Origin of the sequence: Rathayibacter sp. AY1D1, assembly GCF_002932635.1 — a bacterium.
In the GTDB taxonomy this organism is placed as follows: Bacteria; Actinomycetota; Actinomycetes; order Actinomycetales; family Microbacteriaceae; genus Rathayibacter.
This window is the reverse complement of record NZ_PSVY01000001.1, coordinates 98,783-125,339: the sequence shown is the minus strand read 5'-3', so window position 1 is coordinate 125,339 and position 26,557 is coordinate 98,783. Positions and strand designations below refer to the sequence as shown.

The following is a 26,557-nucleotide window of genomic DNA, read 5'->3' as shown; positions in this document are numbered from 1 at the left end:
ACGGGCGGAACGGTCGTCGTGCCTTCCGGGATTCTACGGCTGCAACCCGGGTGGTCACCCGGGTATTCCACGACCGGTGGTCAGTCGCGGTGAGCGGCGGCGCGGAGCAGGAACAGCGCCTCGGTCTGCGCGGCGCGCTTGAAGACGCCCAGGTGCAGCGACTCGTTGGGGCTGTGCGCGCGCGAGTCGGGGTCCTCGACACCGGTGACGAGGATCTGCGCCTCGGGGAACTCGCGCACGAGGTCGGCGATGAACGGGATGCTCCCGCCGATCCCGGTCTCGAGAGGCTCGCGTCCCCAGGCGTCCGCCATCGCGCCCTTCACCAGGTCCACGGCCCAGCCGGTCGCGTCGACCAGGAACGGACTGCCGGTGTCGACGTCCTCGATCGCGAGGTGGGCGCCGAACGGGGAGTTCGCCCGGAGGTGGCTCTCGATGGCGGCGAACGCCTCCTCCGCGTCCTGGCCGGGGGCGATGCGGGCGCTGATCTTCACGCGCACGGACGGGACGAGGGTGTTGGAGGCGTCGACGACGCTGGGCGCGTCGATCCCGGTGACCGTGACGGCCGGCTTCGACCACAGGCGCGAGAGGATCGCGCCGGTGCCGATCGGCGAGACCCCGTCGAGCAGCCCGGAGTCGCGGCGGAGGTCCTCCTCGGTCGTCTCGGGCACCGCTCCGTCGTGCTCGGTGAGGCCGGCGACGGCGACCGAGCCGTCCTCGTTCCAGAGCGTCGCGAGCAGGCGGACCGCCGCGAGCATCGCGTCCGGGACCGCTCCGCCGAGCATGCCCGAGTGCGAGGCGTGCGCGAGAGTGCTGACGGTGAGGGTGAAGGTGACGTTGCCGCGCAGGCCCACCGTCAGCGCGGGGGTGTCGACGTCCCAGTTGTCACTGTCGGCGACGATGATCGCATCCGCGCGGAGGGCGTCGTGGTGCTCGCGGAGGAAGGTGGGGAACGAGCGCGACCCGAACTCCTCCTCCCCCTCGATGAAGAGGACGAGCCCGAGGTCGTGGTCCTCGCCCGCGACCTCGCGGAGTGCGCGCACCGCGGCGAGGTGGGACACGACTCCCGCCTTGTCGTCGGCGGCACCGCGCCCGTACAGGCGGTCGCCGCGCACGGTCGGCTCGAACGGAGGCGTCTCCCACGCCGACTCGGCGCCCTGCGGCTGAACGTCGTGGTGGGCGTAGAGGAGGACGGTCGGCGCTCCGTTGCGGGCGGCGCGGGTGGCCAGGACGGCAGGCTGGCCGAGCACGTCGGTGCCGTCGATCGTGGCGCTGTGGATCGCGACGTCGTCGAAGACGCCCGTCTCGCGCGCGAGCTCGGCGATCGCCTCGGCGCTGGCGGCCACGCGGGTGGCGTCGAAGCCGTCCCACGAGACGGACGGGATCCGCACGAGCTGCCCGAGCTGGGCGAGCGAGCGCGGCAGATCGTCGCGGACGGCGGCGAGGACGGCCTCCTCGTGGGAGGAGAGTGCGGGCGGAGTCGGAGCGTCGTGAGCCATGGAGGTAATCTTAAGAGACCCCCGATTCCAAGGACGTTCCCCGTGGCCAAGCACCCGATCGCAACCGACACGCCCGACGACGCCGGCTCGCCCGGCTCCGGGAAGGGCCGGCCGACGCCGACCCGGCGCGAGCAGGAGCTGGCCCGCAAGCGTCCGCTGGTCGTCACCGACCGCAAGCAGGCCGCCCGCGACGCCCGCGAGAAGGCCGCCGTGTCACGCGAGCAGGCCCGCATCGGCCTGGCCGCCGGTGACCAGCGCTACCTGCCGCTGCGCGACAAGGGTCCTCAGCGCAAGTTCGTGCGCGACTGGGTCGACGCGCGCTTCAGCCTCGGCGAGTTCCTCATCCCGGTGATGGTCGTCGTCCTGCTGCTGAGCTTCTTCCCGCAGCCGGAGCTGCAGTACGCGACGCTCGTCATCCTCTGGGTGTTCTTCCTCCTCGCGGTGATCGACTGCATCCTCCTCGGCATGCGGATGCGCCGGAAGCTCGCCGAGCGCTACGGCGCCGACAAGGTCGAGAAGGGCATCCGCTGGTACGCCGCGATGCGCGCCCTCCAGCTGCGCGTCATGCGACTGCCGAAGCCCCAGGTCAAGCGCCGCGCCTTCCCCGAGTAGTCGGACGGCGGACCACGAAGGGCCCCTGCGGTCGCGCCTCGCGCGGCTCCGGGGGCCCTTCGTGGTGCACGGCGGGTCAGGAGGCGCGGGCCAGTCCCCGGTTGATGTCCCGAGCCCACAGGGGCCCGCGGTAGATGAAGGCGGTGTAGCCCTGGACGAGGGTGGCGCCCGCGTCGAGGCGCTCGCGCACGTCCTCGGCCGTCTCGACTCCTCCGACGGAGATCACGCAGAAGGCCGCGGGGACGACGCCGCGGATCACGCGGAGCACCTCGAGCGAGCGCGCGGCCAGCGGGGCACCGGAGAGGCCGCCGGCGCCGGCCGCCTCGACCACGGCGCGGTCGGTCGAGAGGCCCTCCCGGGAGAGTGTGGTGTTGGTCGCGATGATCCCGTCCAGACCCAGGCGGACGGCGAGCTCGGCGACCCGGCCGACCTCGTCGTCGGAGAGGTCCGGGGCGATCTTGACCAGCAGGGGCGTCGTGTCGGCGGCGTCCTTGACGGCCGCGAGGAGCGGCTCGAGGCGGTCGATCTCCTGCAGGCCGCGGAGCCCGGGGGTGTTCGGCGAGCTGACGTTCACGACGAGGTAGTCGGCGAGCGGCGCGAGCAGGCGTGTGCTGATCAGGTAGTCCTCGATCGCGTCGTCCACCTCGACCACCCGGCTCTTGCCGATGTTCACGCCGATCACGGGGCGGCGGCGCGCGCTGCGCAGCCGGATCAGCCGTTGCGCCGCGGCCTCGGCGCCGTGATTGTTGAAGCCCATCCTGTTGACGACGGCGCGGTCCGCGATCAGCCGGAAGAGGCGCGGCCGGTCGTTGCCCGGCTGCGCCCGAGCGGTCAGGGTCCCGACCTCGACGTGTCCGAAGCCGAGCGCGCCGAAGCCCAGGACCGCGGTGGCGTCCTTGTCGAAGCCGGCCGCGACGCCGAACGGGGTCTCGAAGCGGAGGCCGAGCGTCTCGACCGCGGGCGTTCCGCGCGGGACGGTGGTCCGGCGCAGGACCGGAGCGAGGGCTCCGAGGGCCCGGATCACCGGGAAGCTCAGGTGGTGCGCCCGCTCCGGGTCGAGGCGGCGCAGGACGGTGCGGAACAGGAGCGGGTACACCCGGGCCTCAGATCTCGTCGGCGCTGTGGGGCACGGAGGTGCGCTCGGCGCGGAGCAGGGTGATCGCCGACTCGAAGTCGTCCAGCGAGTCGAACGCCTGGTAGACGCTCGCGAAGCGGAGGTAGGCGACCTCGTCGAGCTCGCGCAGCGGCGGCAGGATGGCGAGGCCGATGTCGTTCGCGTCGATCTGCGACGCGCCCGTGGAGCGGATGCTCTCCTCCACCCGCTGCGCGAGGACGGCGAGATCGGTGTCGGTGACGGGCCGGCCCTGGCAGGCCTTCCGGACGCCGCTGACGATCTTCTCGCGGCTGAACGGCTCCACGACTCCGCTGCGCTTGATCACGACGAGGCTCGCGGTCTCGGTCGTCGAGAAGCGCCGGCCGCACGACGGGCACTGCCGGCGGCGGCGGATCGAGAGGCCGTCGTCGCTCGTGCGCGAGTCGATCACTCGGGAGTCGGGGTGCCGGCAGAAGGGGCAGAACATCGAGGGCCTCTCGGTCTCAGGCGAAGCGGGCGTCGACGGCGTCGCCGTGGGCGGGCAGCGCCTCGGCGTCGCTGAGAGCGCGGATGTGCGGGGCGACGCGCTCGAGCGCACCGCGGTCGTACGAGATCAGCTGCTGCGGCCGGAGGAAGGTGTAGGCGCCGAGCCCGGAGGAGAAGCGCGCCTGCCCGAGGGTCGGGAGCACGTGGTTGGAGCCGGCGAGGTAGTCGCCCAGGCTCACCGGGGTGGTCGGACCGAGGAAGATCGCGCCGGCGTCGTGGATCCGCTCGGCCGTCGCGACGGGGTCGGCCGTGTGCAGCTCGAGGTGCTCGGGGCCGTAGGCGTCGCTGAACGCGCAGGCGAGCTCGAGGTCGTCGACGATCACGAGCGCGGACTGCGGGCCGTCGAGTGCGATGGCCACGCGCTCCGCGTGGTGGGTGGCAGCGGCCTGGGCGGCGACCTCGCGCTCGACGGCGGCGGCGAGCTCGGCGCTGTCGGTGACCAGGACCGCGGAGGCGGCCTCGTCGTGCTCGGCCTGGCTGACCAGGTCGGCGGCGACAAGGCGCGGGTCGGCGGAGTCGTCGGCGATCACGAGGATCTCGGTCGGGCCCGCCTCGGAGTCGATGCCGACCTGGCCGAGCACCTGGCGCTTCGCGGTGGTGACCCAGACGTTGCCCGGCCCGGTGATGATGCTGACGGGATCCAGCCCGATCGAGTCGACGCCGTAGGCCAGTGCGGCGACGGCTCCGGCGCCCCCGACCGCGTAGACCTCGTCGATGCCGAGCAGAGCGGCCGCCGCGAGGATCGTGGGGTGGACGGAGCCGCCGAACGCCTTCTGCGGCGGCGAGACCAGGGCGATGGAGGCGACTCCGGCGGCCTGCGCGGGCACGGCGTTCATGACGACGCTCGACGGGTAGACCGCCTTGCCGCCGGGGACGTACAGCCCGGCGCGGGCGACGGGCTGCCAGCGCTGGGTGACCGTGGCGCCGTCGTCGAGCTCGGTGGTGCGGGGCGGCGCGTAGACTGGGGCGGCCATGATCCAGACTCTCGACCTCCGCGGCTACTCGACCAGCATCTACGGGCGCTCGCCCGGTCTCGATACGCCGCCGCGCGGCTACTCGACCACCAGGAGGACACCGGCGGCCGCAGGCTCGCCCTCCGATCCGCCACCCTCTCGCCCGACCCTCCGAGGCGAACCGGCGATCCGCGTTCGAGCGGATCGCCGTAGCCGTACGCACGACGCTCTTGAGAACCCGGCCACCCTGCCCAGCCGACCGCGCCGAGCCGGGCAGGGACCGGCCCGCCACAGACACCGCGAACCGGCGATCCGCGTGTCAGCGGATCGTCGTAGCCGTACGCAGGACGCCCTTGAGAACCCGGCCACCCTCCCCAGCCGACCGCGCCGAGCCGGGCAGGGACCGGCTCGCCACAGGCACGGCGAACCGGCGATCCGCGTGTCAGCGGATCGTCGTAGCCGTACGCAGGACGCCCTTGAGAACCCGGCCACCCTCCCCAGCCGACCGCGCCGGGCCGGGCAGGGACCGGCTCGCCACAGACACCGCGAACCGGCGATCCGCGTGCCAGCGGATCGTCGTAGCCGGACGCATGACGCTCTCACGAACCCGGCCACCCTCCCCAGCCGACCGCGCCGAGCCGGGCAGGGACCGGCTCGGAATTCAATACAGACAGTTCGGCCCCAGCAGGCTCTTCAGCTCGCCGAAGAGGTCCGGGGTGATGCGCACGGGGAACGGCACCTCGAACACGCGGGCCGTGTCGCCCTTGATGAGCTTCAGGCGCACCTCGGTCTGGCCGGAGTGGCGGATGAGCACGTCGCTGAGCTGCGAGACCGTGTCGGTGGTCGCGCGCGACTCGGGCATCGAGACGGTGAGCGGTCCCGAGTCGCCGTCCTGGCTCATCTCGGGGGCGAACAGGCTGAACGCGTGCAGATTCATCCCGTCGTCGCGCATGCTGACGCGGCCTCTGACGACGACGATGGAGTCGTTCGTGAGCGCCGGGGCGAACTCCTGGTACGCCTTCCCCATGAACATGCAGGTGATCTCGCCGCCGAAGTCCTCGACCTGGATCATCCCGTACTGGTTGCCGGAGGCCTTGGCCATGCGGTGCTGGACGCTCGTGACGAGGCCCGCGACGACCACGGTCTCGCCGTCGGCGATCGTCTCCGAGATCAGCAGGTCGGCGATCGTGGTGCTGTAGTGCTTGGCGAGCTCGGTCTCGAGTCCGGCGAGCGGATGGTCGGACACGTAGAGCCCGAGCATGTCTCGCTCGAAGGCGAGCTTGTCGCGCTTGGCCCATTCGGGCCGCTCGGGCACCTGGATCGCGGCCTGCGGCTCGTCCCAGAGGCTGTCGAAGTCGAAGCCGACCTGGCCGTTCGCCTCGTTGCGCTTCTCCCCCACCGCCGCCTCGACGGCGTCCTCGTGCACCTCGACCAGGGCGCGGCGCGTCGAGCCGAGCGAGTCGAAGGCGCCGGCCTTGATCAGCGACTCGATGGTGCGCTTGTTGGTCACCTGCAGCGGCACCTTGCGGAGGAAGTCGTGGAACGTCTCGAAGCGGCCCTTCTCCTCGCGGGCGGCCCGGATGCCCTCGACGACGTTCATGCCGACGTTGCGGACGGCGCCGAGGCCGAAGCGGATGTCGGTGCCGACTGCGGTGAAGAAGCCGATCGACTCGTTGACGTCCGGCGGGAGCACCTTGATCCCCATCCGCCGGCACTCGTTGAGGTAGGCGGCCATCTTGTCCTTGGAGTCGCCGACGCTGGTGAGCAGCGCGGCCATGTACTCCGCGGGGTAGTGCGCCTTGAGGTATGCCGTCCAGTAGGAGACGACGCCGTACGCCGCCGAGTGCGCTTTGTTGAAGGCGTAGTCGGAGAAGGGCAGCAGGATGTCCCAGAGGGTCTTGACGGCCTCCATCGAGTAGCCGTTGGCGATCATGCCGCCCGAGAAGCCCTCGAACTGCTTGTCCAGCTCGGACTTCTTCTTCTTGCCCATCGCGCGCCGCAGCAGGTCGGCCTGCGCGAGCGTGAAGCCCGCTAGCTTCTGCGCGATCGACATGACCTGCTCCTGGTACACGATCAGGCCGTAGGTCCCTCCGAGCACCTCCGAGAGCGGCTCCTCGAGCTCCGGGTGGATCGGGGTGATCTCCTGCACGGCGTTCTTCCGCAGCGCGTAGTTGGTGTGGGAGTCGGCGCCCATCGGGCCCGGCCGGTAGAGCGCGAGGACTGCGGAGATGTCCTCGAAGTTGTCGGGCTTCATCAGTCGGAGAAGGCCGCGCATCGGGCCGCCGTCGAGCTGGAACACGCCGAGCGTGTCGCCGCGGGCGAGGAGGTCGTAGGCGGCCTGGTCGTCGAGCTCGAGGTCCTCGAGCACGAGGTCCTGTCCGCGGTTGGCGCGGATGTTGTCGAGGGCGTCGTCGATGATCGTGAGGTTCCGCAGCCCCAGGAAGTCCATCTTGATCAGCCCGAGCGACTCGCACGCGGGGTAGTCGAACTGCGTGACGATCTGGCCGTCCTGCTCCCGCTTCATGATCGGGATGATGTCCAGCAGCGGATCGCTGGACATGATGACGCCGGCCGCATGCACGCCCCACTGGCGCTTGAGGTTCTCGAGTCCGAGCGCGGTGTCGAACACCAGCTTGGCCTGCGGGTCCTCGGCGATGACGTTGCGCACGTCGAGCGCTTCCTTGTAGCGCGCGTGGGCGGGGTCGTTGATGCCGCTGAGCGGGATGTCCTTGCCCATGATCGCGGGCGGCATGGCCTTCGTCAGCTTCTCGCCCATCCCGAACGGGAAGCCGAGGACGCGCGAGGCGTCCTTGAGAGCCTGCTTCGCCTTGATGGTGCCGTAGGTGACGATCTGCGCGACGCGCTCGTCGCCGTACTTCTCGGTGACGTAGCGGATGACCTCGCCGCGGCGACGGTCGTCGAAGTCGACGTCGAAGTCGGGCATGGAGACGCGGTCGGGGTTGAGGAAGCGCTCGAAGATCAGGCCGTGGCGCAGCGGATCGAGGTCGGTGATCTTCATCGCGTAGGCCGCCATCGAGCCGGCACCGGAGCCGCGGCCGGGACCGACGCGGATCCCGTTGCGCTTGGACCAGTTGATGAAGTCGGCGACGACGAGGAAGTAGCCGGGGAAGCCCATCTGCAGGATGACGCGGGTCTCGTAGTCCGCCCGGTCGCGCACCTCCTGGGAGATGCCGTCCGGGTAGCGCTCGCGCAGTCCGGCCTCGACCTCCTTCACGAACCAGGTGTCCTCCGTCTCGCCCTCCGGCACCGGGAAGCGGGGCATGTAGTTCGCCGAGGTGTCGAACTGGACGTCGCAGCGCTCCGCGATGAGGAGCGTGTTGTCGCAGGCCTCGGGGTGGTCGCGGAAGACCTGGCGCATCTCGCGCGGCGACTTGAGGTAGAACTCGTCCGCGTCGAACTTGAAGCGCTTGGGGTCGTCGAGGGTGGTTCCGGACTGCACGCAGAGCAGCGCCGCGTGCGAGGTCGCGTCGTGCGCGTGCGTGTAGTGCAGGTCGTTGGTGGCGACCAACGGGAGGTCGAGGTCCTTCGCGAGCCGGATGACGTCGCCGATCACCCGCCGCTCGATGTCGAGGCCGTGATCCATGATCTCGGCGAAGAAGTTCTCCTTGCCGAAGATGTCGCGGTAGTCGGCGGCCGCCTGGCGGGCCTCCTTGTACTGGCCGAGGCGCAGGCGCGTCTGGACCTCGCCGCTCGGGCAGCCCGTGGTGCCGATCAGGCCCTCGGAGTACTGCGAGAGGATCTCGCGGTCCATGCGCGGCTTGAAGTAGTAGCCCTCGATCGACGCGCGCGAGGAGAGGCGGAAGAGGTTGTGCATGCCCGTCGTGGTCGAGCTGAGCAGCGTCATGTGGGTGTACGCGCCGGAGCCGGACACGTCGTCCCCTCCGCCGTCGCCCCAGCGGATGCGGGTCTTGTCGGAGCGGTGCGTCCCCGGGGTGAGGTAGGCCTCGGTGCCGATGATCGGCTTGATCCCCGCCGCCGTCGCGGTGCGCCAGAAGTCGAAGGCGCCGAACACGTTCCCGTGGTCGGTCACGGCGATGGCCGGCATGCCCTCCTCGACCGCCGCGTCGATCAGCGGCTTCACCCGCGCTGCACCGTCGAGCATCGAGTACTCGCTGTGCACGTGGAGGTGGACGAAGGAATCGTTACTCGGCAAGGATGCGCCTCCGGCGGACTGCGGGCAGGGGAGGGATGGCCGGCGACCCGGGAGGGCCCGTGCACACGGCGGGAAGAAGTCTAACCGCGCCGGACGCGGGTCCGGCCGGGAGAGCGCGGATCACTCCCCGCGCAGCACCTCGAGGGCGTGCACCAGGTCGTCGGGGTACGACGCCTCGAACTGCACCCACTCCCCCGAGCCCGGGTGGGTGAAGCCGAGCCGGACCGCGTCGAGCCACTGGCGGGTGAGGCCGAGCCGCTTCGAGAGGGTCGGATCGGCGCCGTACATCGCGTCGCCGACGCACGGGTGGCGCTGGGCGGCCATGTGCACGCGGATCTGGTGGGTGCGGCCGGTCTCGAGGTGGATCTCGAGGAGGGAGGCGAACGGGAAGGCCTCGATCGTCTCGTAGTGGGTCACCGAGGGCTTGCCGTCGGCGCGGACCGCGAACTTCCAGTCCGAGGACGGGTGGCGGCCGAGCGGGGCGTCGATCGTCCCGGCGAGCGGGTCGGGGTGGCCCTGCACGACCGCGTGGTAGACCTTCTCGACCGTGCGGTCGTGGAACGCGCGCTTGAGGTGCGTGTAGGCGCGCTCGGACTTCGCGACGACCATGAGGCCGCTCGTGCCGGCGTCGAGCCGGTGCACGATGCCCGCGCGCTCGGCCGCACCGGAGGTCGACACGGTGAAGCCCGCGGCGGCGAGGGCGCCGAGCACCGTCGGTCCCTCCCAGCCCACGGCGGGGTGCGCGGCCACTCCGACGGGCTTGTCGATCACCACGATGTCGTCGTCGTCGTGCACGATGCCGAGGCCGGGGACCGCCATCGGCACGATCCGCGGCTCCTCGCGCGGGCTCCACTCGACGCTCAGCCAGGTGCCGGCGCGCACGCGGTCGCTCTTGTCGAGGACCCGTCCGTCGGCGCTCACTCCGCCCGCCTCGGCGACCTCGGCCGCGAAGGTGCGCGAGAAGCCGAGCAGCTTCGCGACGGCCGCGTCCACGCGGAGGCCGTCGAGCCCGTCCGGGACCGGCAGCTCTCGGGACTGCGCCATCAGCGTCCGCCGGGGCGGTCGGCGTCGCGGGCCGCCTCCTCGACGGAGGAGGCCGCTGCGGGGGCGCCCGCTCCGGGGACGGCGGGAGCGCCGTCCTCGGAGACGACCTGCTCCTGCTCGTCGCGGCCCGCGCGCTCGCGGGTGCCGTCGAGGCCGACGCCCCGCACGCTCAGGAGGACGAACAGCGCCATCGCCGTGCAGATCGCGATGTCGGCGACGTTGTAGATCGCCGGGAGCAGCCACGGCGTGAAGAGGAAGTCGACGACGTGTCCGAGCCCGAAGGAGGGCTCTCGGAACAGCCGGTCGAAGAGGTTGCCGAGGGTGCCGCCGAGCAGCAGGCCGAAGAAGACGCCCCACGCGGTGGAGCGGATCCGGCGCGAGAACCAGATCACGGCGACGACGACGCACGCCGCGATGATCGAGAAGATCCAGGTCGACCCGCTCGCGAGGGAGAAGGCGGCACCCGGGTTCTTCACGTAGTGCAGGATCAGGACGTCGCCGAGGACGTGGACGTCCTCGCCCAGGGTCAGGTTCGTCGTGACCAGGAACTTCGCGGTCTGATCGATCGCGAAGACCGCGAGCGCGACGAGGCCGAGGGTGACGAGCACCCTCGGCCTGACGTCCGCTGCGGCGGGACTACGCCCCAAAGCCCGACAGCGAGGACTCCGTCGACGCCGGCTGGGTGTCGAGGTCGCGGAGCTGGCCCTCGATGTAGCTCTTCAGCTTCTGGCGGTACTCGCGCTCGAAGGTGCGGAGCTCGTCGATGCGGTGCTCGACCGTCGCGCGCTCCTCCTCGAGCTTCGCGACCTGCTGGCGCTGCTTGGCCTCGGCCTCGGCGACGATGCGGGCGGCCGTGGCACGGCCCTCGGCGACGAGAGCGTCGCGCTTCTCGGCACCCTCGCGCACGTGCTCCTCGTGGAGGCGGCGGGCGAGCTGCAGGAGTCCGCTGGAGCTCTCGGCCTCGTCGACCGGAGCCGACTGCGAGGAGCTGACGGGAGCGACGACCGGTGCGGGAGCCGGGGTGGGCTCGGGCTCGGGCTGCGGCTCCGGCTCGGGTGCCTCGTCGACCACCGGGGCGGGAGCAGGAGTGCTCTCGCGCGGGGCGTCGGAGACTCGGGCGTCCGAGGGGCGGCTGTCGCCGGAGGAGAGGCGCTGACGAAGCTCCTCGTTCTCCTGGTTCAGGCGGCGGAGCTCCACGACGACCTCGTCGAGGAAGTCGTCGACCTCGTCCTGGTCGTATCCCTCACGGAACTTGGTCGGCTGGAACCGCTTGTTGACAACGTCTTCGGGAGTGAGCGCCATGGCTTTCCACCTTCGATTTCAAGTAGGTACACGTTTAACAACGCGCGACTAAAGCTAGCAACTTCAGGCGCACGGCGCAGTGCTGACACCGCGGGGAACGTCCGGACGTGCCAACGATACAGGGACGGTCAGGCGCGCTGGAGCCACGTGGCGATGTACATGCCCACGATGACGCAGAGCATGGTGAGGCTCCAGCCGAAATCGAGCGCGATCGGACCGATCGAGACCGGCTTGATCAGGCGTCGGAAGAAGCCGATCGGCGGGTCCGTGACGGTGTAGACGCCCTCCGCGGCGACGAGGCCGGCACCGCGGGGGCGCCAGTCGCGTCGGATCACGCGGACGAGGTCGAGCACGAACCGCGCCCACATCGCGAAGAAGTAGAGCAGCAGCACGAAGTACAGGACGCTCCCGAGGAGCGAGACGACGGAGGTCACCGGGGGCCAGGGCTCCCCGGGATCAGGACTTCGCGAAGAACGACGCGTCGGCGTCGCTCTCGGCGGAGGCGGAGTCGCCGGCGACGGTGATGTGCGACGGCGAGAGCAGGAAGACCTTGCTCGTCACGCGCTCGATGCGGCCGTAGAGGCCCTGCGAGAGTCCGCTCGCGAAGTCGATGAGGCGGCGGGCGTCCGCATCGCTCATCTGCGAGAGGTTGATGATCACGGGGATGCCGTCGCGGAAGTTCTCCGCGATGACCTGCGCGTCGCGGTACTGCTTCGGGTGGACGGTGAGGATCTCGTTCATCTCGGCGGGTGCCGTCGCCTTCGGGGTCTGGGGGGTGGGCTTGCGGAGCGGGGTGACCGTCGCGCGGGGCTGCTGCACCGGCTCGACGGGAGGGACGGGCTGCACCGGGGAGACCGGTGCGCGGTGGGCCGTCGCCGGGGCCGCCTCGACGGGCTCTGCGCGCTCGTACTCGACCTCTTCGTCGGCGAGTCCGAGGTAGACCATCGTCTTCTTCAGCGGGTTGGCCATGGGGTGTCCTCCGTGTCGTGTGTGCTCCCACAGGTGGGTCACCACGAGGTTAGGTGCGGGCGGGGCGTTCTCCGGTGATTGCCGATCCGATTCGCAGGTGTGTCGCACCCTCCGCGATCGCCTCGGCGAAGTCGTTCGACATGCCCGCCGAGATCGCCGTGGCGGAGGGCTCGACGGCGCGCACGCGGTCGGAGATCGACCGGAGCCGGGCGAAAGCCGGACGGGGCTCCTCGTCCAGCGGAGCGACCGCCATCACGCCGCGCAGCGTGAGGCCGGGCGCCCCGGCGAGAGCCTCGGCGAGGGGCTCGACGTCGGCGGGCGACGCTCCCCCGCGGTCGGGATCCTCGGTGAGGTTGACCTGCAGGAACACGTCGAGCGGCTCCTCCCCCGCCTCCAGCAGCGGGACGAGCGCGAGCCGGTCGACGGAGTGGACCGCGTCGGCGTAGCGGCGCACCTGGCGCGCCTTCTTGCTCTGGAGCTGCCCGATGAAGTGCCAGCGCGCAGCGGTCCCCGCCAGCTCGGCCGACTTCTCCTGCGCCTCCTGGTGCCGGTTCTCGCCGAAGTCGACGACGCCCAGCTCGAGGAGGTCGCGGAGCAGCGACACGGGGTGGAACTTGGTCACCACGATGGTCGTGACCGAGGACGCCTCGCGACCGGCCGAGCGGGTCGCGTCGGCGACCCGCTCGGAGACCTCGGCCCAGCGCGCGGCCAGCTCCGGATCCGGCACGACTACTTGAGGAAGTCGGGGATGTCCAGGTCGCTGTCGTCGTCGTCGAAGGACGGGTCGGCGACAGGGGCCGGGGCGGCGACGGGGGTGCTCGACCAGATCGAGCCAGCCGCAGGGGCGGCGGCGGGAGCCGGGACGGGCTCGGCGGCCGACTCGCTCGCCGAGCTCTGCTGCTGGCGCGGCTGGGCGATCGCGGCCTGAGCGGTCCCGCCCGGCTCTCCGCCGTCGAAGCCCGCGGCGATGACGGTGACGCGCACCTCGTCGCCGAGCGTGTCGTCGATCACGGCACCGAAGATGATGTTCGCCTCGGCGTGCACCGCCTCCTGGACGAGGCGCGCCGCGTCGTTGATCTCGAAGATGCCGAGGTTCGAGCCGCCCTGGATCGAGAGGAGCACGCCGTGCGCGCCGTCGATGCTGGCCTCGAGCAGCGGTGAGGCGACGGCCAGCTCAGCCGCCTTGATCGCGCGATCGGCGCCGCGCGACGAGCCGATGCCCATCAGCGCCGAGCCCGCGCCCTGCATGACCGACTTCACGTCGGCGAAGTCGAGGTTGATCAGGCCGGGCGTGGTGATCAGGTCGGTGATGCCCTGGACGCCGGCGAGGAGCACCTGGTCGGCGGTCGCGAAGGCCTCGAGCATCGAGATGCCGCGGTCGCTGATCTCGAGCAGGCGGTCGTTCGGGACGACGATGAGCGTGTCGACCTCGTTCTTCAGCGTCGCGACGCCGGCCTCGGCCTGCGTCTGCCGACGGCGTCCCTCGAACCCGAAGGGCTTGGTCACGACGCCGATGGTGAGGGCGCCGATCGACTTGGCGATCCGCGCGACGACGGGCGCGCCGCCGGTGCCGGTGCCGCCGCCCTCGCCCGCGGTGACGAAGACCATGTCGGCCCCCGCGAGGACCTCCTCGATCTCCTCGGCGTGGTCCTCGGCGGCGCGGCGGCCGACCTCGGGGTCGGCGCCGGCGCCGAGTCCGCGGGTCAGCTCGCGGCCCACGTCGAGCTTGACGTCGGCGTCGCTGAGCAGGAGCGCCTGGGCGTCCGTGTTGATCGCGATGAATTCGACACCGCGCAGGCCGAGCTCGATCATGCGGTTGACGGCGTTGACGCCACCACCGCCGATGCCGACGACCTTGATCACGGCGAGGTAGTTCTGGTTTGAAGTCACGTCTCCGGCCTCCGGGCTGAACCTTAAACCTGTAGTTGAGGCTTAAAGTTATGCTGAGTATGCATTTGGGGTTCGGCTCCGACGGTAGGCGGAGTCCGGTCGCGCTCCCAGCAGACACGCCCGCAACGCTCGAAAGAACGCGCGGATCCGTCGCCGGTCAGGGCCGGGGCGCCACGACGGCGGCCTGGGGCGAGGACACGTCGTAAGTGCCGACGACGGCGGGGTCGGTCGCGGCCATCAGCTTCTCGAGCACGACGGCCTTGAGCGCCGACTCGTCCGACCCGCCCCAGACGACTTCCGTGCCGTTCTGCAGGGTGAGCGAGACGTCGTCGCCGGTCGTGGCCGTGGCGGCCGTCACCTGCGGAGCGAGCGACGCGGGCAGGGAGCGCAGCACCCGCGCGGTCGCGCGGAAGCCGGCTCCCGAGGCGTCGCCGGACGCGGTGGTGAGGACCGGGTAGCCGGGCTGCGCCGAGTCCGCCGTCTCGATGACAACTCCGGCCGCGTCCACGAGCTCGAAGCGGCCCCCCGCCGCGATCACGCCGAGGGGCGTGCGCTCGACGATCGACACCACGAGGGTGCTCGGCGGCCGGGTCTGCACCGAGTAGCTCTGGATGAGCGGGGACGCGCCCAGCACGCGGCCGACCTCGTCCCGGTCCACCAGGGTGAGCGGGACGCCGAGCTGGTCGTCGAGCTCGCTCTGCAGGGCGGCGGCGTCGACGCGCTGGGTGCCCGAGATCTCGATCGTGCGCACGGCCATGAGCGGCGAGAAGGCCGCGACTCCGACGATGAGGGCGAGGGCGACGAGCGATCCGGCCACGACCAGGGCGATCAGGCGGCGCCGACGCGCGCGCTTCGTGAAGCGGCGGACCTCCCCCCGCTCGTAGCGCCTCCGCTCGCGGGCGGCCCGGGAGACGGCCCGGTTCTCGGCACCGGGCAGGCGCAGGCCCGAGAGGGTGCGGCGGACCGCGCCCGCGCGCGACGGAGTGCGCTCGGCCGGCTCCGGGGCCACGCGGATCGCGGTGACGATCCGGATCGGCTCGGTGTCCGGCTCCGGCTCGCCGCCGCGCGCGGGGACGCTCCGACCGGGCGCCGGAGGGAGTCCGCCGTCGGGCCGCTTCACGGCCGCTCCCCCGCTTCGGGCGCGAGGACCGCGGTCATCGTGCGACCGGCGCGGCCTCGCTCGCGCCGAGCGACTCGAGCACCTGCGGGATGATCCGGTAGACGTCGCCGCAGCCGAGGGTGATGACGAAGTCGCCCTCGCGCGCGATGCCGGCCGTGAGGCGGGCCGCCTCCGCCCAGTCCGGGACGAACGAGACGTGCGACGGGTCGGCGAACTTCTCGCTGACCAGCGCTCCGGTCACTCCGGGCTCCGGATCCTCGCGCGCCCCGTAGACGTCGAGGACGATCGTCTCGTCGGCGTAGCGCTCGAGCGTCGCGGCGAACTCGCGGGCGAAGAGGCGGGTGCGGCTGTAGAGGTGCGGCTGGTGCACGGCGATGATGCGGCCCTCGCCGACCACGGTGCGCGCGGCGGAGAGGGCGGCGGCCACCTCGGTGGGGTGGTGGGCGTAGTCGTCGTAGACGCTGACTCCGCGGACCGCTCCGTGCAGCTCGAAGCGGCGCTCCGTGCCTCCGAACGCCGACACGGCCTCGAGCGAGGCGGCCGGATCGAAGCCCAGGCCCACCAGCACTGCGAACGCGCCGGCCGCGTTGATCGCGTTGTGCCGGCCGGGGATGCGGAGGCGGGCCGAGTAGCGCCTGCCCTCGTACTCGACCGAGAAGCCGACGGGGCCGACGAGGTCGAGGTCGACGACGCGGACGTCCGCCCCCTCGGCCTCGCCGAAGGTCAGCACCCGTCCGCCGACCAGCCGCTCGGTGACGCGGACGGCGCCGGGGTCGTCGGAGGAGATGACGACGAGCTCGCTCGCGGAGGAGGCGAAGGTGACGAAGGCCTCCTCGAACGCCTCCAGCGATCCGTAGTGGTCGAGGTGGTCCGGGTCGACGTTCGTGATGAGGGCGACCGCGGTGTCGTAGAGGAGGAAGCTGCCGTCCGACTCGTCGGCCTCGACGACGAAGACCTCGCCGGAGCCGGCGGCGGAGGAGGTGCCGAGGCTCTCGATGATGCCGCCGTTGACGAAGCTGGGGTCGGCGTCGACGCCGAGCAGGCCGGTGACGATCATGCCGGTCGACGTGGTCTTGCCGTGCGCTCCGGCCACTGCGACCAGGCGCCTGCCGCGCACCAGCCAGGCGAGGGCCTGCGAGCGGTGCAGCACGGGCAGGCCGCGCTCCTTCGCGAGCAGGTACTCGGGATTGTCGGGCCACAGGGCGGAGGTGACGACGACCGCCTCGGCGTCCCCGAGGTTCGCCGCGTCGTGGCCGATGGCGACCGGGACGCCGAGCTCCCGCAGCTGCTCGATGGGGTGGGACTCGCGGACGTCGGACCCGGTGACCCGGTGCCCGGCGTGGTGGAACAGCCGGGCGATCCCGCTCATCCCGGAGCCGCCGATGCCGATGAAGTGGACCGAGCCGAGCTCGTCGGGGACGGTGATGCCGAGGTCGGGCTTGATCACGGGGCTCTCGCTTTCGGGTGGGTCGCGGCGGGCGGGAGGGGCCTCCCGCGGTGCGCCGGATCAGTGTAGACGGTGGGCGGGAGTGCTCTCACGAGCCGCGCGGAGCGGGCTCAGCGCGGAGCGGAGAGGGTCGACTCGATCAGGTCGACGAGCCGCCCGGAGCCGTCGCGGACTCCCACGCGGGCAGCCCGGCGCGCCATCTCGTCGCGACGGGCGGTGTCGCCCAGGAGCGGTACGAGCTCCCGCTGCACCCAGCCGGGGAGGAAGGCGGCGTCCTCGACGAGGACCGCTCCCCCGGCGTCGACGACGCCGCGCGCGTTGTAGCGCTGCTCGCCGTTGCCGACCGGGTACGGGACGTAGACCGCGGGCAGGCCGAGGGCTGTCAGCTCGCTGACGGTCGCCGCCCCCGCGCGGGAGACGGCCACGTCCGCGGCGGACAGCGCGAGGTCCATCCGGTCGCAGTAGGCGAGGAGGTGGTAGCCGGCCACCCCCGGGTCCGTGATCTCGGCACGGTCGCCCGTGATGTGGAGGACCTGGAAGCCGGTGGCGACGAGATCCCGGGCGGCGGCGTGCACCGTCGCGTTGATCCGTCGAGCGCCGAGGGAGCCGCCGGTCACCAGGAGGGTCTGCCGGGACGGGTCGAGGCCCAGCGCCGCCATCGCCTCGTCGCGGCGCGCGGCCCGGTCGAGCTCGGCGATCTCGCGGCGCAGCGGCATGCCGACCACCCGCGCGTGCGGCAGGGGCGTGCCCTCGAAGGCCACGCCGACCGAGCGGGTCGCGCGCGCGCCGAGGCGGTTGGCGAGCCCGGGGCGCGCGTTGGCCTCGTGGACGGTGAAGGGGACGCCGGCGCGGCGGGCCGCCAGGTAGGCGGGTGCTGCCGCGTACCCTCCGAAGCCGACCACCGCGTCGATCCGCCGATCGCGGATCGTCCGGACGATGCCGGCGATGGTCGCGCGGAAGGCTCCGGGGAACCGCAGCGCCGCCGCGTTCGGGCGGCGCGGGAACGGCAGCCGCGGGATCACCGAGAGCTCGTAGCCGCGGAGGGGGACGAGGCGCGCCTCGAGCCCCTCCGCGGTGCCGAGCACGAGCACTTCGTCGCGCGGGTTCCGCCTGCGGATCTCGTCGGCCGTCGCGAGCAGCGGATTGACGTGGCCGGCGGTGCCGCCGCCGGCGAGCAGGTAGCGGGTCACTCCGCCGCCGCCTTCCTGCGGCGCAGCACGCCAGCGCCGGGCAGGGGCGCGGTCTGGGTGCGGGCGAAGGAGAGGACGACGCCGATGGCGAGGAGCGAGCTGAGCAGGGCGGTGCCTCCGGAGGAGATCAGCGGCAGCGGGACCCCCAGCACCGGGAGCACCCCCAGGACGACGCCGATGTTGACGAACGCCTGGCCGATCAGCCAGACCATGATCGCGCCGGTGCTGATCCGCACGAACGGATCGGAGGACGCGTGGATGACGCGGAAGAAGGCGACCGCGAGGACCACGAACAGCGCCAGGACGACGATCGCTCCGATCAGCCCGAGCTCCTCGCCGATGATGGCGAATATGTAGTCGTTGTCCGCGGCGGGCAGCCAGGACCACTTGGCCTTGGAGTTGCCGAGGCCCACGCCGAAGATCCCGCCGGAGGCCATCGCCCAGGTGCCGTGCACCGGCTGCCAGCACGAGTTCTGGTACTCCTCGACGTTGGAGCAGTCGCCGAGGAAGGACATGATCCGGGTGAGGCGGTTGTCGCTGGAGACGGCGAACAGCACCGCTCCGATCGCGCCGACCACCACGATCGGCACGAGGACCTCCATCTGGACGTTCGCGTAGAAGAGCGCGGCGAGGACGATGCCCGCCATGATCACGACCGTGCCCAGGTCGCCTCCGATGAGGACCAGTCCGATCGCCGCGCCGCCGACGATCAGGACGGGGATGAGCGCGTCCTTCCAGTCCTTCGGCGACCGGTAGCGGCGGGCGAGCAGGAGCCCCAGCCAGAGGGCGAGCGCGAGCTTGATGATCTCGGAGGGCTGCATGCTGAAGGCGCCGAGGCGGATCCAGTTGCGGTTCCCGCCGACGGAGTCGCCGAGCGGTGTGAAGAGCACGAGGCACTGGAGGACGCAGCCGGCGATGAGCAGGATCGGCGTCACGCGCTTCCACACGCCGAGGGGCAGCCGCGAGACCACCAGCATCATCGGGATCCCGAGGAGGGCGAATCCGCCCTGGCGCAGGAAGCCGCCGAAGGAGTCGTCGCTCGACACGTAGGAGGTGACCGACGAGGAGGAGAGCACCATCGTCAGTCCGAACAGCACCAGGAAGAGCGTGGTGCCGAAGAGGAGGTAGAAGTTCGGCGAGTGGGAGGCGAAGACCTTCGACAGGACGATCCGCGCGGAGCGGGCCCCGCTCCGGTCCTTCCCGCGCGGCTCAGTGCGCGAGCGGCCCGCGGGGCGGCTCGTCGTCGGAGCGGTCATCGGCTCCCCCTCCCAGGTGTGTCGCCACGGCGGCCGCGAAGGAGCGGCCCCGAGCCGCGTAGTCGAGGAACTGGTCCATCGAGGCCGCGGCGGGTGCGAGCAGGACGACGTCCCCCGAGCGGGCGAGCGTCGCGGCGGCCTCGACGGCCGCCTGCATCACCGCACCAGTGTCGTCCGGCACCGCCTCGCTCACGGGGAGGGCGGGCGCGTGTCGCCGGAATGCCGCGAGCAGCGCCGAGCGGTCGGCGCCGATCACCACGGCGCCCCGCAGGCGGCCGACGTGCGCGGCCACGAGGGCGTCCACGTCGACGCCCTTGAGCAGGCCGCCGACGACCCAGACGACCGACGGGTACGCGCGCAGCGAGGCGTCGGCGGCGTGCGGGTTCGTGGCCTTGGAGTCGTTCACCCAGGTCACCCCGTCGTGCTCGGCGACGACCTGGATGCGGTGGGCGTCGAGCTCGAAGGACGCCAGCGCGGTGCGGACGGCCGTGACCTCGATCCCGCACGCTCGGGAGAGCGCTGCCGCGGCGAGCACGTTCTGGACGATGTGCGGAGCGGCGAGGTTCCGAGCGGCGAGCTCGTCCACGGTGGTGATCTCGAGGGCACTGGTGCGGCGGTCCTCGAGGAAGGCGCGGTCGCAGAGGATGCCGTCGACGATCCCGAAGTCGCTCGGGCCGGGCACGCCGAGGCCGAACCCGATCGCCCGGGCGCCCTCCACCACCTCGGCGTCGAGCACCATCTGCTCGGTCGCCGCGTCGGCGCGGTTGTACACGCAGGCGACGCGGGTGCCGGCGTAGACCTTGCCCTTGGCTGCGCGGTAGGCGTCGAACGAACCGTGCCAGTCGAGGTGGTCGTCGGCGATGTTGAGGCACACGCTCGCGATCGGCTCGATCGCGCCCAGGTAGTGCAGCTGGTAGCTCGAGAGCTCCACGACGAGGACGTCGAAGCCCTGCGGGTCGCGGACCGCGTCGAGCACGGGCACGCCGATGTTGCCGCAGGGGGCGGCGCGGAGGCCGCCGGCCACGAGCATCGTCGCCGTGAGCTGGACGGTCGTGGTCTTCCCGTTGGTGCCGGTGACGGCCACCCATTCCGCCGGAGTGCCGTCGGCGCGCACGACCTTGTCGCGGACGCGCCAGGCGAGCTCGACGTCGCCCCACACGGGGATCCCGGACTCCGCCGCCCACACGAGGATCGGGTGCGTCGGCCGGAAGCCGGGCGACACCACGACCAGCTCCGGTGCGAACGCGTGCAGCTCCTCCGGAGCGGAGTCGAGGCGGTCGGCCCGGTGCAGGCGGGCGCCGATCACCTCGAGCAGGCGCTCGCGCTCCTCGTCGGCGCGGTCGGCGAGGACCAGCACCTCGGAGCCGAGCTCGGTCAGGGTGTCGGCCACCGAGAACCCGGTGACGCCCAGGCCCAGCACGGCGACGCGCAGGCCGCGCCAGTCCGAGTGCCAGCTGCGGAGGGAGTCGGGACGGGCGGGATCGGTCATGCCAGCGACAGCCATTCCAGGTAGAAGAGCCCGACTCCGGCGGCGACGAAGATGCCGGCGATGATCCAGAACCGGACCACGACGGTGATCTCGGCCCAGCCCTTGAGCTCGAAGTGGTGGTGGAGCGGGCTCATCAGGAAGATGCGCTTGCCCCGGGTCAGCTTGAAGTAGATCCGCTGGAGGATGACCGAGCCGGTCACGATGACGAACAGGCCGCCGATGAGGATGACCAGCAGCTCGGTGCGGGTGAGGATCGCCAGGGCCGCGAGCGCGCCGCCGAGGCCGAGCGAGCCGGTGTCGCCCATGAAGATCTGCGCCGGCGAGGTGTTCCACCAGAGGAAGCCCACCAGGGCACCGGAGACGGCCGCCGCGATGATGGCCAGGTCGAACGGGTCGCTCACCTGGTAGCACTTGTCGACGACCTCGGGGTTGAGGTGCTGGTCGAAGCACCACTGGTTCGACTGCCAGAACCCGATGATGACGTAGGAGCCGATCGCGAGGATCGAGGACCCGGTCGCGAGTCCGTCGAGCCCGTCGGCGACGTTCACGCCGTTCGACGTGCTGGTGACGATGATGCAGATCCACAGCACGAACAGGCCGATGCCGATCCAGCCGAGGGAGGCGAAGTCGAACGGCAGGTCGCGGATGAACGAGATCGAGGTGGACGCGGGGGTGAGCCCGTTGGAGTCGCGGACCATGATCGCGATCACCGCGAAGGCCGCGGCGACGATGACCTGGCCGGCGATCTTCGCCCAGCCGCCGAGGCCGAGGCTGCGCTGGTTGCGGGTCTTCAGGAAGTCGTCGACGAAGCCGACGAGTCCGAGCCCGACCATCATGAAGAGCACCAGCAGGGCCGACGGCGCGATCGCCCGGTTGCCGAACAGCATCCCGAGGAAGTAGCCGACCACGGTGCCGATGATGATGACGATGCCGCCCATCGTCGCCGTGCCGTGCTTGACGTGGTGCGACTTCGGTCCGTCCTCGCGGATGAACTGGCCCCACTGCAGGCGGTGGAAGAGGCGGATGAACAGGGGCGTCATCAGGAGCGTGAAGGCTCCCGAGAACGCGCCGGACAGGAGGAGTGCCCTCATCGGTGACGCTCCCCGAGACGGTCGGCGAGGAAGCGCAGCCCCGCGGAGTTGGACGACTTGACCAGCACGGTGTCGCCGGGTCGCAGGTAGTCCTCGAGGAGGTCGAACGCCTCGTCGGAGGTCTCCGCGAAGACGGACTCGCCGCTCCACGACCCCTCGCGCTCGGCCGCGACGTGGATCCGGCGGGCGCCTCGGCCCACCACCACGATCTGGGAGATGTTGAGGCGCACGGCCAGCAGGCCCACGCGCTCGTGCTCCTCGTCGGCCCACTCGCCGAGCTCGCTCATCTCTCCCAGGACGGCGACGGTGCGCCCCCCGGGCTTCGCGATCTGAGCGAGGGTGCGCAGGGCGGCCGCGGTGGAGTCGGGACTCGCGTTGTACGCGTCGTTGATGATGCGGACGTCCTCGCCGCCCAGGACCTCCATGCGGCCGCGCTCGGCGAGGGTGACGGTCGCGAGAGCCTCGACGATCGCGGGCAGCGCCACTCCGACAGAGAGCGCGGCGGCGGTCGCCGCGAGGGCGTTCATCACGTGGTGCTCGCCGAGGACGCGCAGCAGGAGCTCGGCGCGAGCGGCCTCGCGGCCCTCCCCCGCCGAGACCTCGATGGCGAAGCGGGTGCCGTCGGCGGTCGCGTCGATATCGACGGCGCGGACGTCCGCGCTCTCGCCGCGGCCGAACCAGAGGACCCGGGCGGCGGTGCGGCCCGCCATCGAGGCGACCCGGCCGTCGTCGGCGTTCAGCACGGCGACGTCGTCGGCGGTGAGGTCGGCGACCATCTCTGTCTTGGCCTCGAGCGTGCGCTCGATCCCGCCGAACTCGCCGGCGTGCGCGAGGCCCACGGCGAGGACGACGCCGACGTCGGGCCTGGCCATCCGGACGAGGCGGCGGATCTCGCCGACCGCGCTCGCGCCCATCTCGGCGACGAGGAAGCGCGTCGACTCGGACACCTGGAGCATCGTGATCGGCGCGCCGACCTCGTTGTTGAAGGATCCGCGCGGAGCGACCGTCTCGCCGACCCGCTCGAGGACGGTGCGGAGGAGGTTCTTGGTCGTCGTCTTGCCGTTCGAGCCGGTGACGCCGATGACGGTGAGCCCGCCCTTCGCGCGGACGCGGCGGACGACCTCGGTCGCCAGCGCGCCGAGCGCCTCCACGGAGTCGTCGACGAGGACCTGCGGCACGTCGAGGTCGAGCGGGCGCTCCACGATGAGGAGCGCGGCACCGCGCTCGAGAGCGGCGGGAGCGAAGAGGTGGCCGTCGGTGTGCTCGCCGCGCTTGGCGACGAAGATCCCGCCGGGCGCGATCTCGCGGGAGTCGGTCTCGGTCGCTCCGTCGATCACGGTGGCGGCCGTGGCGGACGAGCCGGCCAGGTGGAGGCGTCCGGAGACGGCCTCGGCGATCTCGGTGAGGGTGAGGGCGATCATCTACAGCCAGCCCGCCTCGCGCAGCGCGTGACGGACGTCGTCTCTGGCCGAATACGGCATGTGCACTCCTGCGATCTCCTGGTGGTCCTCGTGGCCGGGCCCGGCGTAGAGGATCGAGTCCCCTTCGCGCGCGAGGGCGACGGCGGCGCGCACGGCGGCGCGCGGGTCGGCGATCTCGTGGATCTCCCGGTCGGGCACGGCGGCCCGGGCGCCCTGGAGGAGCGCGGCGCGGATGGCGGCCGGATCCTCCCAGCGCGGGTGGAAGTCGGTGACGACCACGACGTCGGCGAGGCGGGCGGCGATGCCGCCCATGTCGCTCCGCTTGGTCGTGTCGCGGTCCCCGTCCGCCCCGAACACCATGAACAGGCGGCCAGGCGTGATGGTCCGCAGCGCCTCGAGCGCGTTCTGGAACGCGTCGGGGGTGTGGCCGTAGTCGACGTAGACGCGCGGTCCGCGCTCCCCCGAGACGAGCTCTGCGCGGCCCGGGATGTAGACGTCGAGACGGCTGTCCTCGAGCGCGTGCGCGACGGCGTCCAGGTCGAAGCCCGACTCCACCAGCATCACGATCGCCAGCGCGGCGTTGGACGCCATGTACCAGCCGATCAGCGAGACGGTGACGACGACGGAGCGGTTCTCGGGCCCCTCCAGGCGGAAGGTGGTGCTGTCGGGCGTCGCGTCCAGCACCGTCATCGACCAGTCGGCAGGCGTCGTCGGGGCGACTCCGACGACCGGAGAGCCGGCGAGCGTCGCGACGGGGATGCGGCTGCGCTCGGCGAGCTCGCGCCCCCAGGCGCTGTCGACCGTGACGACGCCGCGGCGTGCGCGCTCCGGCTCGAAGAGGTCGGCCTTGGCCTCGAAGTACTCGCGCAGATCGGAGTAGTCGTCGAGGTGGTCGTGGCTGAGGTTCGTGAAGCCGACGACGTCGAAGACGAGGCCGTCGATCCGGTGCCGCGTGAGCGCCTGCGCCGACACCTCGATGGAGACCGCGCGGACGGCGGACTCGCGCATCCGAGCGAGCAGGCCGTGCAGCTCGCTCGCCTCGGGAGTGGTCAGCGAGCTGACCACGGCGACGTCGCCGATCCGGCGCTCGGCGGTGGAGCTGAGGCCGGAGACGACTCCGAGCCGGCGCAGCAGCGCGTCGAGGATGTAGACGACGCTCGTCTTGCCGTTGGTCCCCGTCACGCCGAAGAGCGTCGGGACGTCCTCGCGGGTCCGGTGGATCCACGCGGCGACGTCGCCGAGGGCGGCCCGCGGGTCGGGAGTCACCAGCACGGGCAGGCCGCTGTCGGCGGCGAGCTCCGCTCCGGCGGGGTCGGTCAGCACGGCGACGGCTCCGGACGCCGCGGCGGCCGACGCGAAGGCCGCGCCATGGGCACGGCGTCCTGCGACACCGACGTAGAGGTCCCCGGACTCGACCTGGTTCGAGTCCAGCGTGACTCCGCTCACCTCGACGCCCTCGAGGCCGCGGACCGGGCCGAGGGAGAACTCGGCCACGAGCTGCGAGAGGCTCCGCGGCACGGGGTGCTCGGGGCGGAGGGAGGACTGCGGGCGAGGGTCGTGCACTGCCCGCTCTTTCTCTCGTTCTGGTGCGTGGATCGTGGTCCCGGCGGGGCTCACCACGTCGTCGGGTACTCGACGGGCGGCACCGTGGACGGCTCCACCCGGTTGGTCTTGAGCACCTGGGTCATGACCTGCTGGAAGACGGGAGCCGTCGCCTGGGACGTGTTCATCTTAACCGGATCGGCGATGGTGACCGTCACGACGTACTCCGGGTCCTCCGCCGGCGCGAGCCCGGCGAGCGAGACGGTGTAGCTCTTCGAGTAGCCGCCCTTGCCGTCGGGCTGCTGCGCGGTACCGGTCTTGGTGGCGATGTTGTAGCCGTCGACGTGGATGTCGTTCGCCAGCCAGCCCTCGTTGTAGTGCGTCTGCAGCATGTCGACGACCTGCTTCGCGGCCGAGCTCGACACCACCTGGGTGCCCGTCGCATCGGGGACGTCCACGACGGAGCCGTCGGCCGTGGTGCAGCCGTCGATCAGCTGCGACGGGAGCCGCACTCCGCCGTTGCCGAGCGTCTGGTAGATGCTCGCGACCTGCACCGCGGTCGCCGAGACGCCCTGGCCGAACATCGTCGTGTAGTTCGTCTGGTTGTCCCAGTCCTGGTAGTCGGCGAGCAGGCCGCCCTCCTCGCCGGGGAAGCCGCTCGTAGTGGGCGTGCCGAGACCGAACTTCTGCAGGTAGTCGTAGCGGGTCTGGGCCGACAGGCGGGAGCCGAGCATCGAGATGCCGACGTTCGACGAGTCCTTGAGGATGCCGGTCAGCGTGTAGTTCGTCGGGGTGTGCGCGAAGTCGTCGCTGAACGAGGCGCCGTCCTTCTCGAAGGAGTCCGGGACGACGACCTGGGTCGTCGGGCCCGCCTGGCCCTGGTCGATCAGCATCGCGGCCGTCATCGGCTTGAAGGTCGAGCCCGGCTCGAACGGCGCGCGGAACGCGCGCGAGCTGCGGTCGGCGGAGGCGCTCGCCTCGACGTTGTTGGGGTCGACGGTCGGCGTCTCGGCCACGGCGAGCAGCTTGCCGGTCTTGACCTCCTGCACCACGACGATCCCGTAGCTGCCGCCGACCTCGGCGACGCGCTGCGAGAGGACCTGCTGGGAGTAGTACTGGAGGTCGGAGTCGATGGTGAGCTTCAGCGTCCCGCCGTCGACGGCCGGGGTCTCCGAGACGGTGCTGCCCGGGATCCGGACGTAGTCGGCGCTGCGCTCGTAGCTCTCGGACCCGTTCTGCCCCGCGAGGCAGGTGTTCTCCGCGTACTCCATGCCCTCCTGGGCCGCTCCGTCCGCCCCGACGTAGCCGACGAGGTTGCCGGCCACCGCGCCGTTGGGGTAGCTGCGTCCCTGCTGGGTCTCGAAGTAGGTCCACGGGATGTCGAGCGCGACGAGCTTCTGGTAGGCCTCGAGGTCGAGCCCCTCCGAGAGGATCAGGTAGTTGGCCTTGGCGTCCTTCGCGAGCGCGGCGTCCACCGCTCCGGTGATCTGCTCGACCGACTGCCCGGTGATCGCGCCGATCTCGGAGGCGGCCTGCTGCACGCTGACCATGACCTTCTGGTCCTCGCCCAGCTCGCGCGGGAACTCGGCCACGTTCTTCGGCGAGGTGGTCAGCCGGTAGCGCGTGGTGGTGTCCGCGAGCACCGTCCCGGAGCGGTCCACGATGGGGCCGCGCTGACCGTAGGTGACGACGCTGTTCGACTGGTTCTGGGCGGCCGCATCGGTGAGCTCGTTCGCCCGCACGATCTGGATGTCCACCAGCTTGCCGATGAAGAGTCCGACGACGGCGACGATGATGACGAACGTGACGGCCGTGCGGCGTCTGCTCGAGCGGTGGTGTCTCACTGCGGCGGTGTCCTTCTTGCTCCGGGCGGGCGGGCCGCCGTTCGTCGGGTCCGGATGGTCGTCGTGCGCCCCGCGGGG

The 26,557-nt window shown here is 71.6% G+C and carries 21 protein-coding genes and 1 pseudogene; 1 reads left to right on the top strand and 21 read right to left on the bottom strand.

All coding sequences use genetic code 11. The features are described 5' to 3' along the window. Positions 1-80 precede the first annotated feature (80 nt). On the bottom strand, positions 81-1,496 hold the full coding sequence (locus tag C5C56_RS00575) for a dipeptidase (RefSeq protein ID WP_104318962.1): 1,416 nt from the start codon (positions 1,494-1,496) through the stop codon (positions 81-83). A 42-nt stretch (positions 1,497-1,538) separates the two neighbouring features. Between C5C56_RS00575 and C5C56_RS00570 the strand changes: the two genes are divergently transcribed. Further along, complete coding sequence (locus C5C56_RS00570) at positions 1,539-2,108, top strand: DUF3043 domain-containing protein (RefSeq protein WP_181027102.1); 570 nt, start codon at positions 1,539-1,541, stop codon at positions 2,106-2,108. 76 nt (positions 2,109-2,184) lie between these two features. On the opposite strand, the gene C5C56_RS00565 is transcribed toward C5C56_RS00570, so the two are convergent. From C5C56_RS00565 to C5C56_RS00470, 20 genes and pseudogenes are all read right to left on the bottom strand, one after another. Beyond that, entirely contained in the window at positions 2,185-3,204 is a 1,020-nt protein-coding gene (locus tag C5C56_RS00565; protein WP_104224656.1) for a quinone-dependent dihydroorotate dehydrogenase, read from the bottom strand. A 7-nt stretch (positions 3,205-3,211) separates the two neighbouring features. Next, entirely contained in the window at positions 3,212-3,688 is a 477-nt protein-coding gene (gene nrdR / locus C5C56_RS00560; protein ID WP_104224657.1) for a transcriptional regulator NrdR, read from the bottom strand. Positions 3,689-3,704: 16 nt separating this feature from the next. After that, positions 3,705-4,733 (bottom strand): annotated as a pseudogene (gene hisD, locus C5C56_RS00555) (histidinol dehydrogenase); the annotation flags it as partial. Between the two features lie 628 nt (positions 4,734-5,361). After that, positions 5,362-8,823, bottom strand: a complete 3,462-nt coding sequence (dnaE, locus tag C5C56_RS00550) for a DNA polymerase III subunit alpha (protein WP_374954266.1) — start codon at positions 8,821-8,823, stop codon at positions 5,362-5,364. A gap of 171 nt (positions 8,824-8,994) precedes the next feature. Next, a complete protein-coding gene (locus C5C56_RS00545; RefSeq protein ID WP_104261660.1) occupies positions 8,995-9,918 on the bottom strand; it encodes an RluA family pseudouridine synthase in 924 nt (307 codons plus the stop codon). Beyond that, a complete protein-coding gene (gene lspA / locus C5C56_RS00540; RefSeq protein ID WP_104318959.1) occupies positions 9,918-10,526 on the bottom strand; it encodes a signal peptidase II in 609 nt (202 codons plus the stop codon). Before lspA ends, C5C56_RS00545 begins: the two co-directional genes overlap by 1 nt. A gap of 28 nt (positions 10,527-10,554) precedes the next feature. Next, on the bottom strand, positions 10,555-11,220 hold the full coding sequence (locus C5C56_RS00535; protein ID WP_104222600.1) for a DivIVA domain-containing protein: 666 nt from the start codon (positions 11,218-11,220) through the stop codon (positions 10,555-10,557). Positions 11,221-11,348: 128 nt separating this feature from the next. Then, the gene (locus C5C56_RS00530; RefSeq protein WP_258059242.1) at positions 11,349-11,654 is read right to left on the bottom strand and encodes a YggT family protein; all 306 of its coding nucleotides are present in this window, start codon (positions 11,652-11,654) and stop codon (positions 11,349-11,351) included. A 22-nt stretch (positions 11,655-11,676) separates the two neighbouring features. Beyond that, positions 11,677-12,189, bottom strand: a complete 513-nt coding sequence (locus tag C5C56_RS00525) for a cell division protein SepF (RefSeq protein ID WP_104222599.1) — start codon at positions 12,187-12,189, stop codon at positions 11,677-11,679. A gap of 49 nt (positions 12,190-12,238) precedes the next feature. Continuing rightward, on the bottom strand, positions 12,239-12,916 hold the full coding sequence (locus C5C56_RS00520) for a YggS family pyridoxal phosphate-dependent enzyme (RefSeq protein WP_104222598.1): 678 nt from the start codon (positions 12,914-12,916) through the stop codon (positions 12,239-12,241). A 2-nt stretch (positions 12,917-12,918) separates the two neighbouring features. Continuing rightward, positions 12,919-14,079, bottom strand: coding sequence for a cell division protein FtsZ (gene ftsZ, locus C5C56_RS00515; RefSeq protein ID WP_104222597.1), 1,161 nt, complete (start codon positions 14,077-14,079; stop codon positions 12,919-12,921). A gap of 157 nt (positions 14,080-14,236) precedes the next feature. Then, positions 14,237-15,199 carry a cell division protein FtsQ/DivIB gene (locus tag C5C56_RS00510; protein ID WP_104261662.1) on the bottom strand — a complete coding sequence of 321 codons (963 nt, stop codon included), beginning with the start codon at positions 15,197-15,199 and terminating at the stop codon, positions 14,237-14,239. 34 nt (positions 15,200-15,233) lie between these two features. Further along, on the bottom strand, positions 15,234-16,646 hold the full coding sequence (murC, locus tag C5C56_RS00505) for a UDP-N-acetylmuramate--L-alanine ligase (protein WP_104261663.1): 1,413 nt from the start codon (positions 16,644-16,646) through the stop codon (positions 15,234-15,236). Between the two features lie 110 nt (positions 16,647-16,756). Further along, complete coding sequence (gene murG, locus C5C56_RS00500) at positions 16,757-17,836, bottom strand: undecaprenyldiphospho-muramoylpentapeptide beta-N-acetylglucosaminyltransferase (RefSeq protein ID WP_104273472.1); 1,080 nt, start codon at positions 17,834-17,836, stop codon at positions 16,757-16,759. Further along, complete coding sequence (gene ftsW / locus C5C56_RS00495; RefSeq protein ID WP_104318958.1) at positions 17,833-19,092, bottom strand: putative lipid II flippase FtsW; 1,260 nt, start codon at positions 19,090-19,092, stop codon at positions 17,833-17,835. The genes murG and ftsW overlap by 4 nt, the downstream gene beginning before the upstream one ends. Then, the gene (gene murD / locus C5C56_RS00490; RefSeq protein WP_258065530.1) at positions 19,046-20,596 is read right to left on the bottom strand and encodes a UDP-N-acetylmuramoyl-L-alanine--D-glutamate ligase; all 1,551 of its coding nucleotides are present in this window, start codon (positions 20,594-20,596) and stop codon (positions 19,046-19,048) included. Before murD ends, ftsW begins: the two co-directional genes overlap by 47 nt. Further along, a complete protein-coding gene (mraY, locus tag C5C56_RS00485; protein ID WP_104222591.1) occupies positions 20,578-21,672 on the bottom strand; it encodes a phospho-N-acetylmuramoyl-pentapeptide-transferase in 1,095 nt (364 codons plus the stop codon). The genes murD and mraY overlap by 19 nt, the downstream gene beginning before the upstream one ends. Then, entirely contained in the window at positions 21,669-23,093 is a 1,425-nt protein-coding gene (murF, locus tag C5C56_RS00480) for a UDP-N-acetylmuramoyl-tripeptide--D-alanyl-D-alanine ligase (RefSeq protein ID WP_104247145.1), read from the bottom strand. The genes mraY and murF overlap by 4 nt, the downstream gene beginning before the upstream one ends. Beyond that, positions 23,094-24,656, bottom strand: coding sequence for a Mur ligase family protein (locus C5C56_RS00475; protein ID WP_104318957.1), 1,563 nt, complete (start codon positions 24,654-24,656; stop codon positions 23,094-23,096). It abuts the gene before it with no gap. A 50-nt stretch (positions 24,657-24,706) separates the two neighbouring features. Further along, positions 24,707-26,479, bottom strand: a complete 1,773-nt coding sequence (locus C5C56_RS00470; RefSeq protein ID WP_244229623.1) for a penicillin-binding protein 2 — start codon at positions 26,477-26,479, stop codon at positions 24,707-24,709. Between the last annotated feature and the right edge of the window lie 78 nt (positions 26,480-26,557).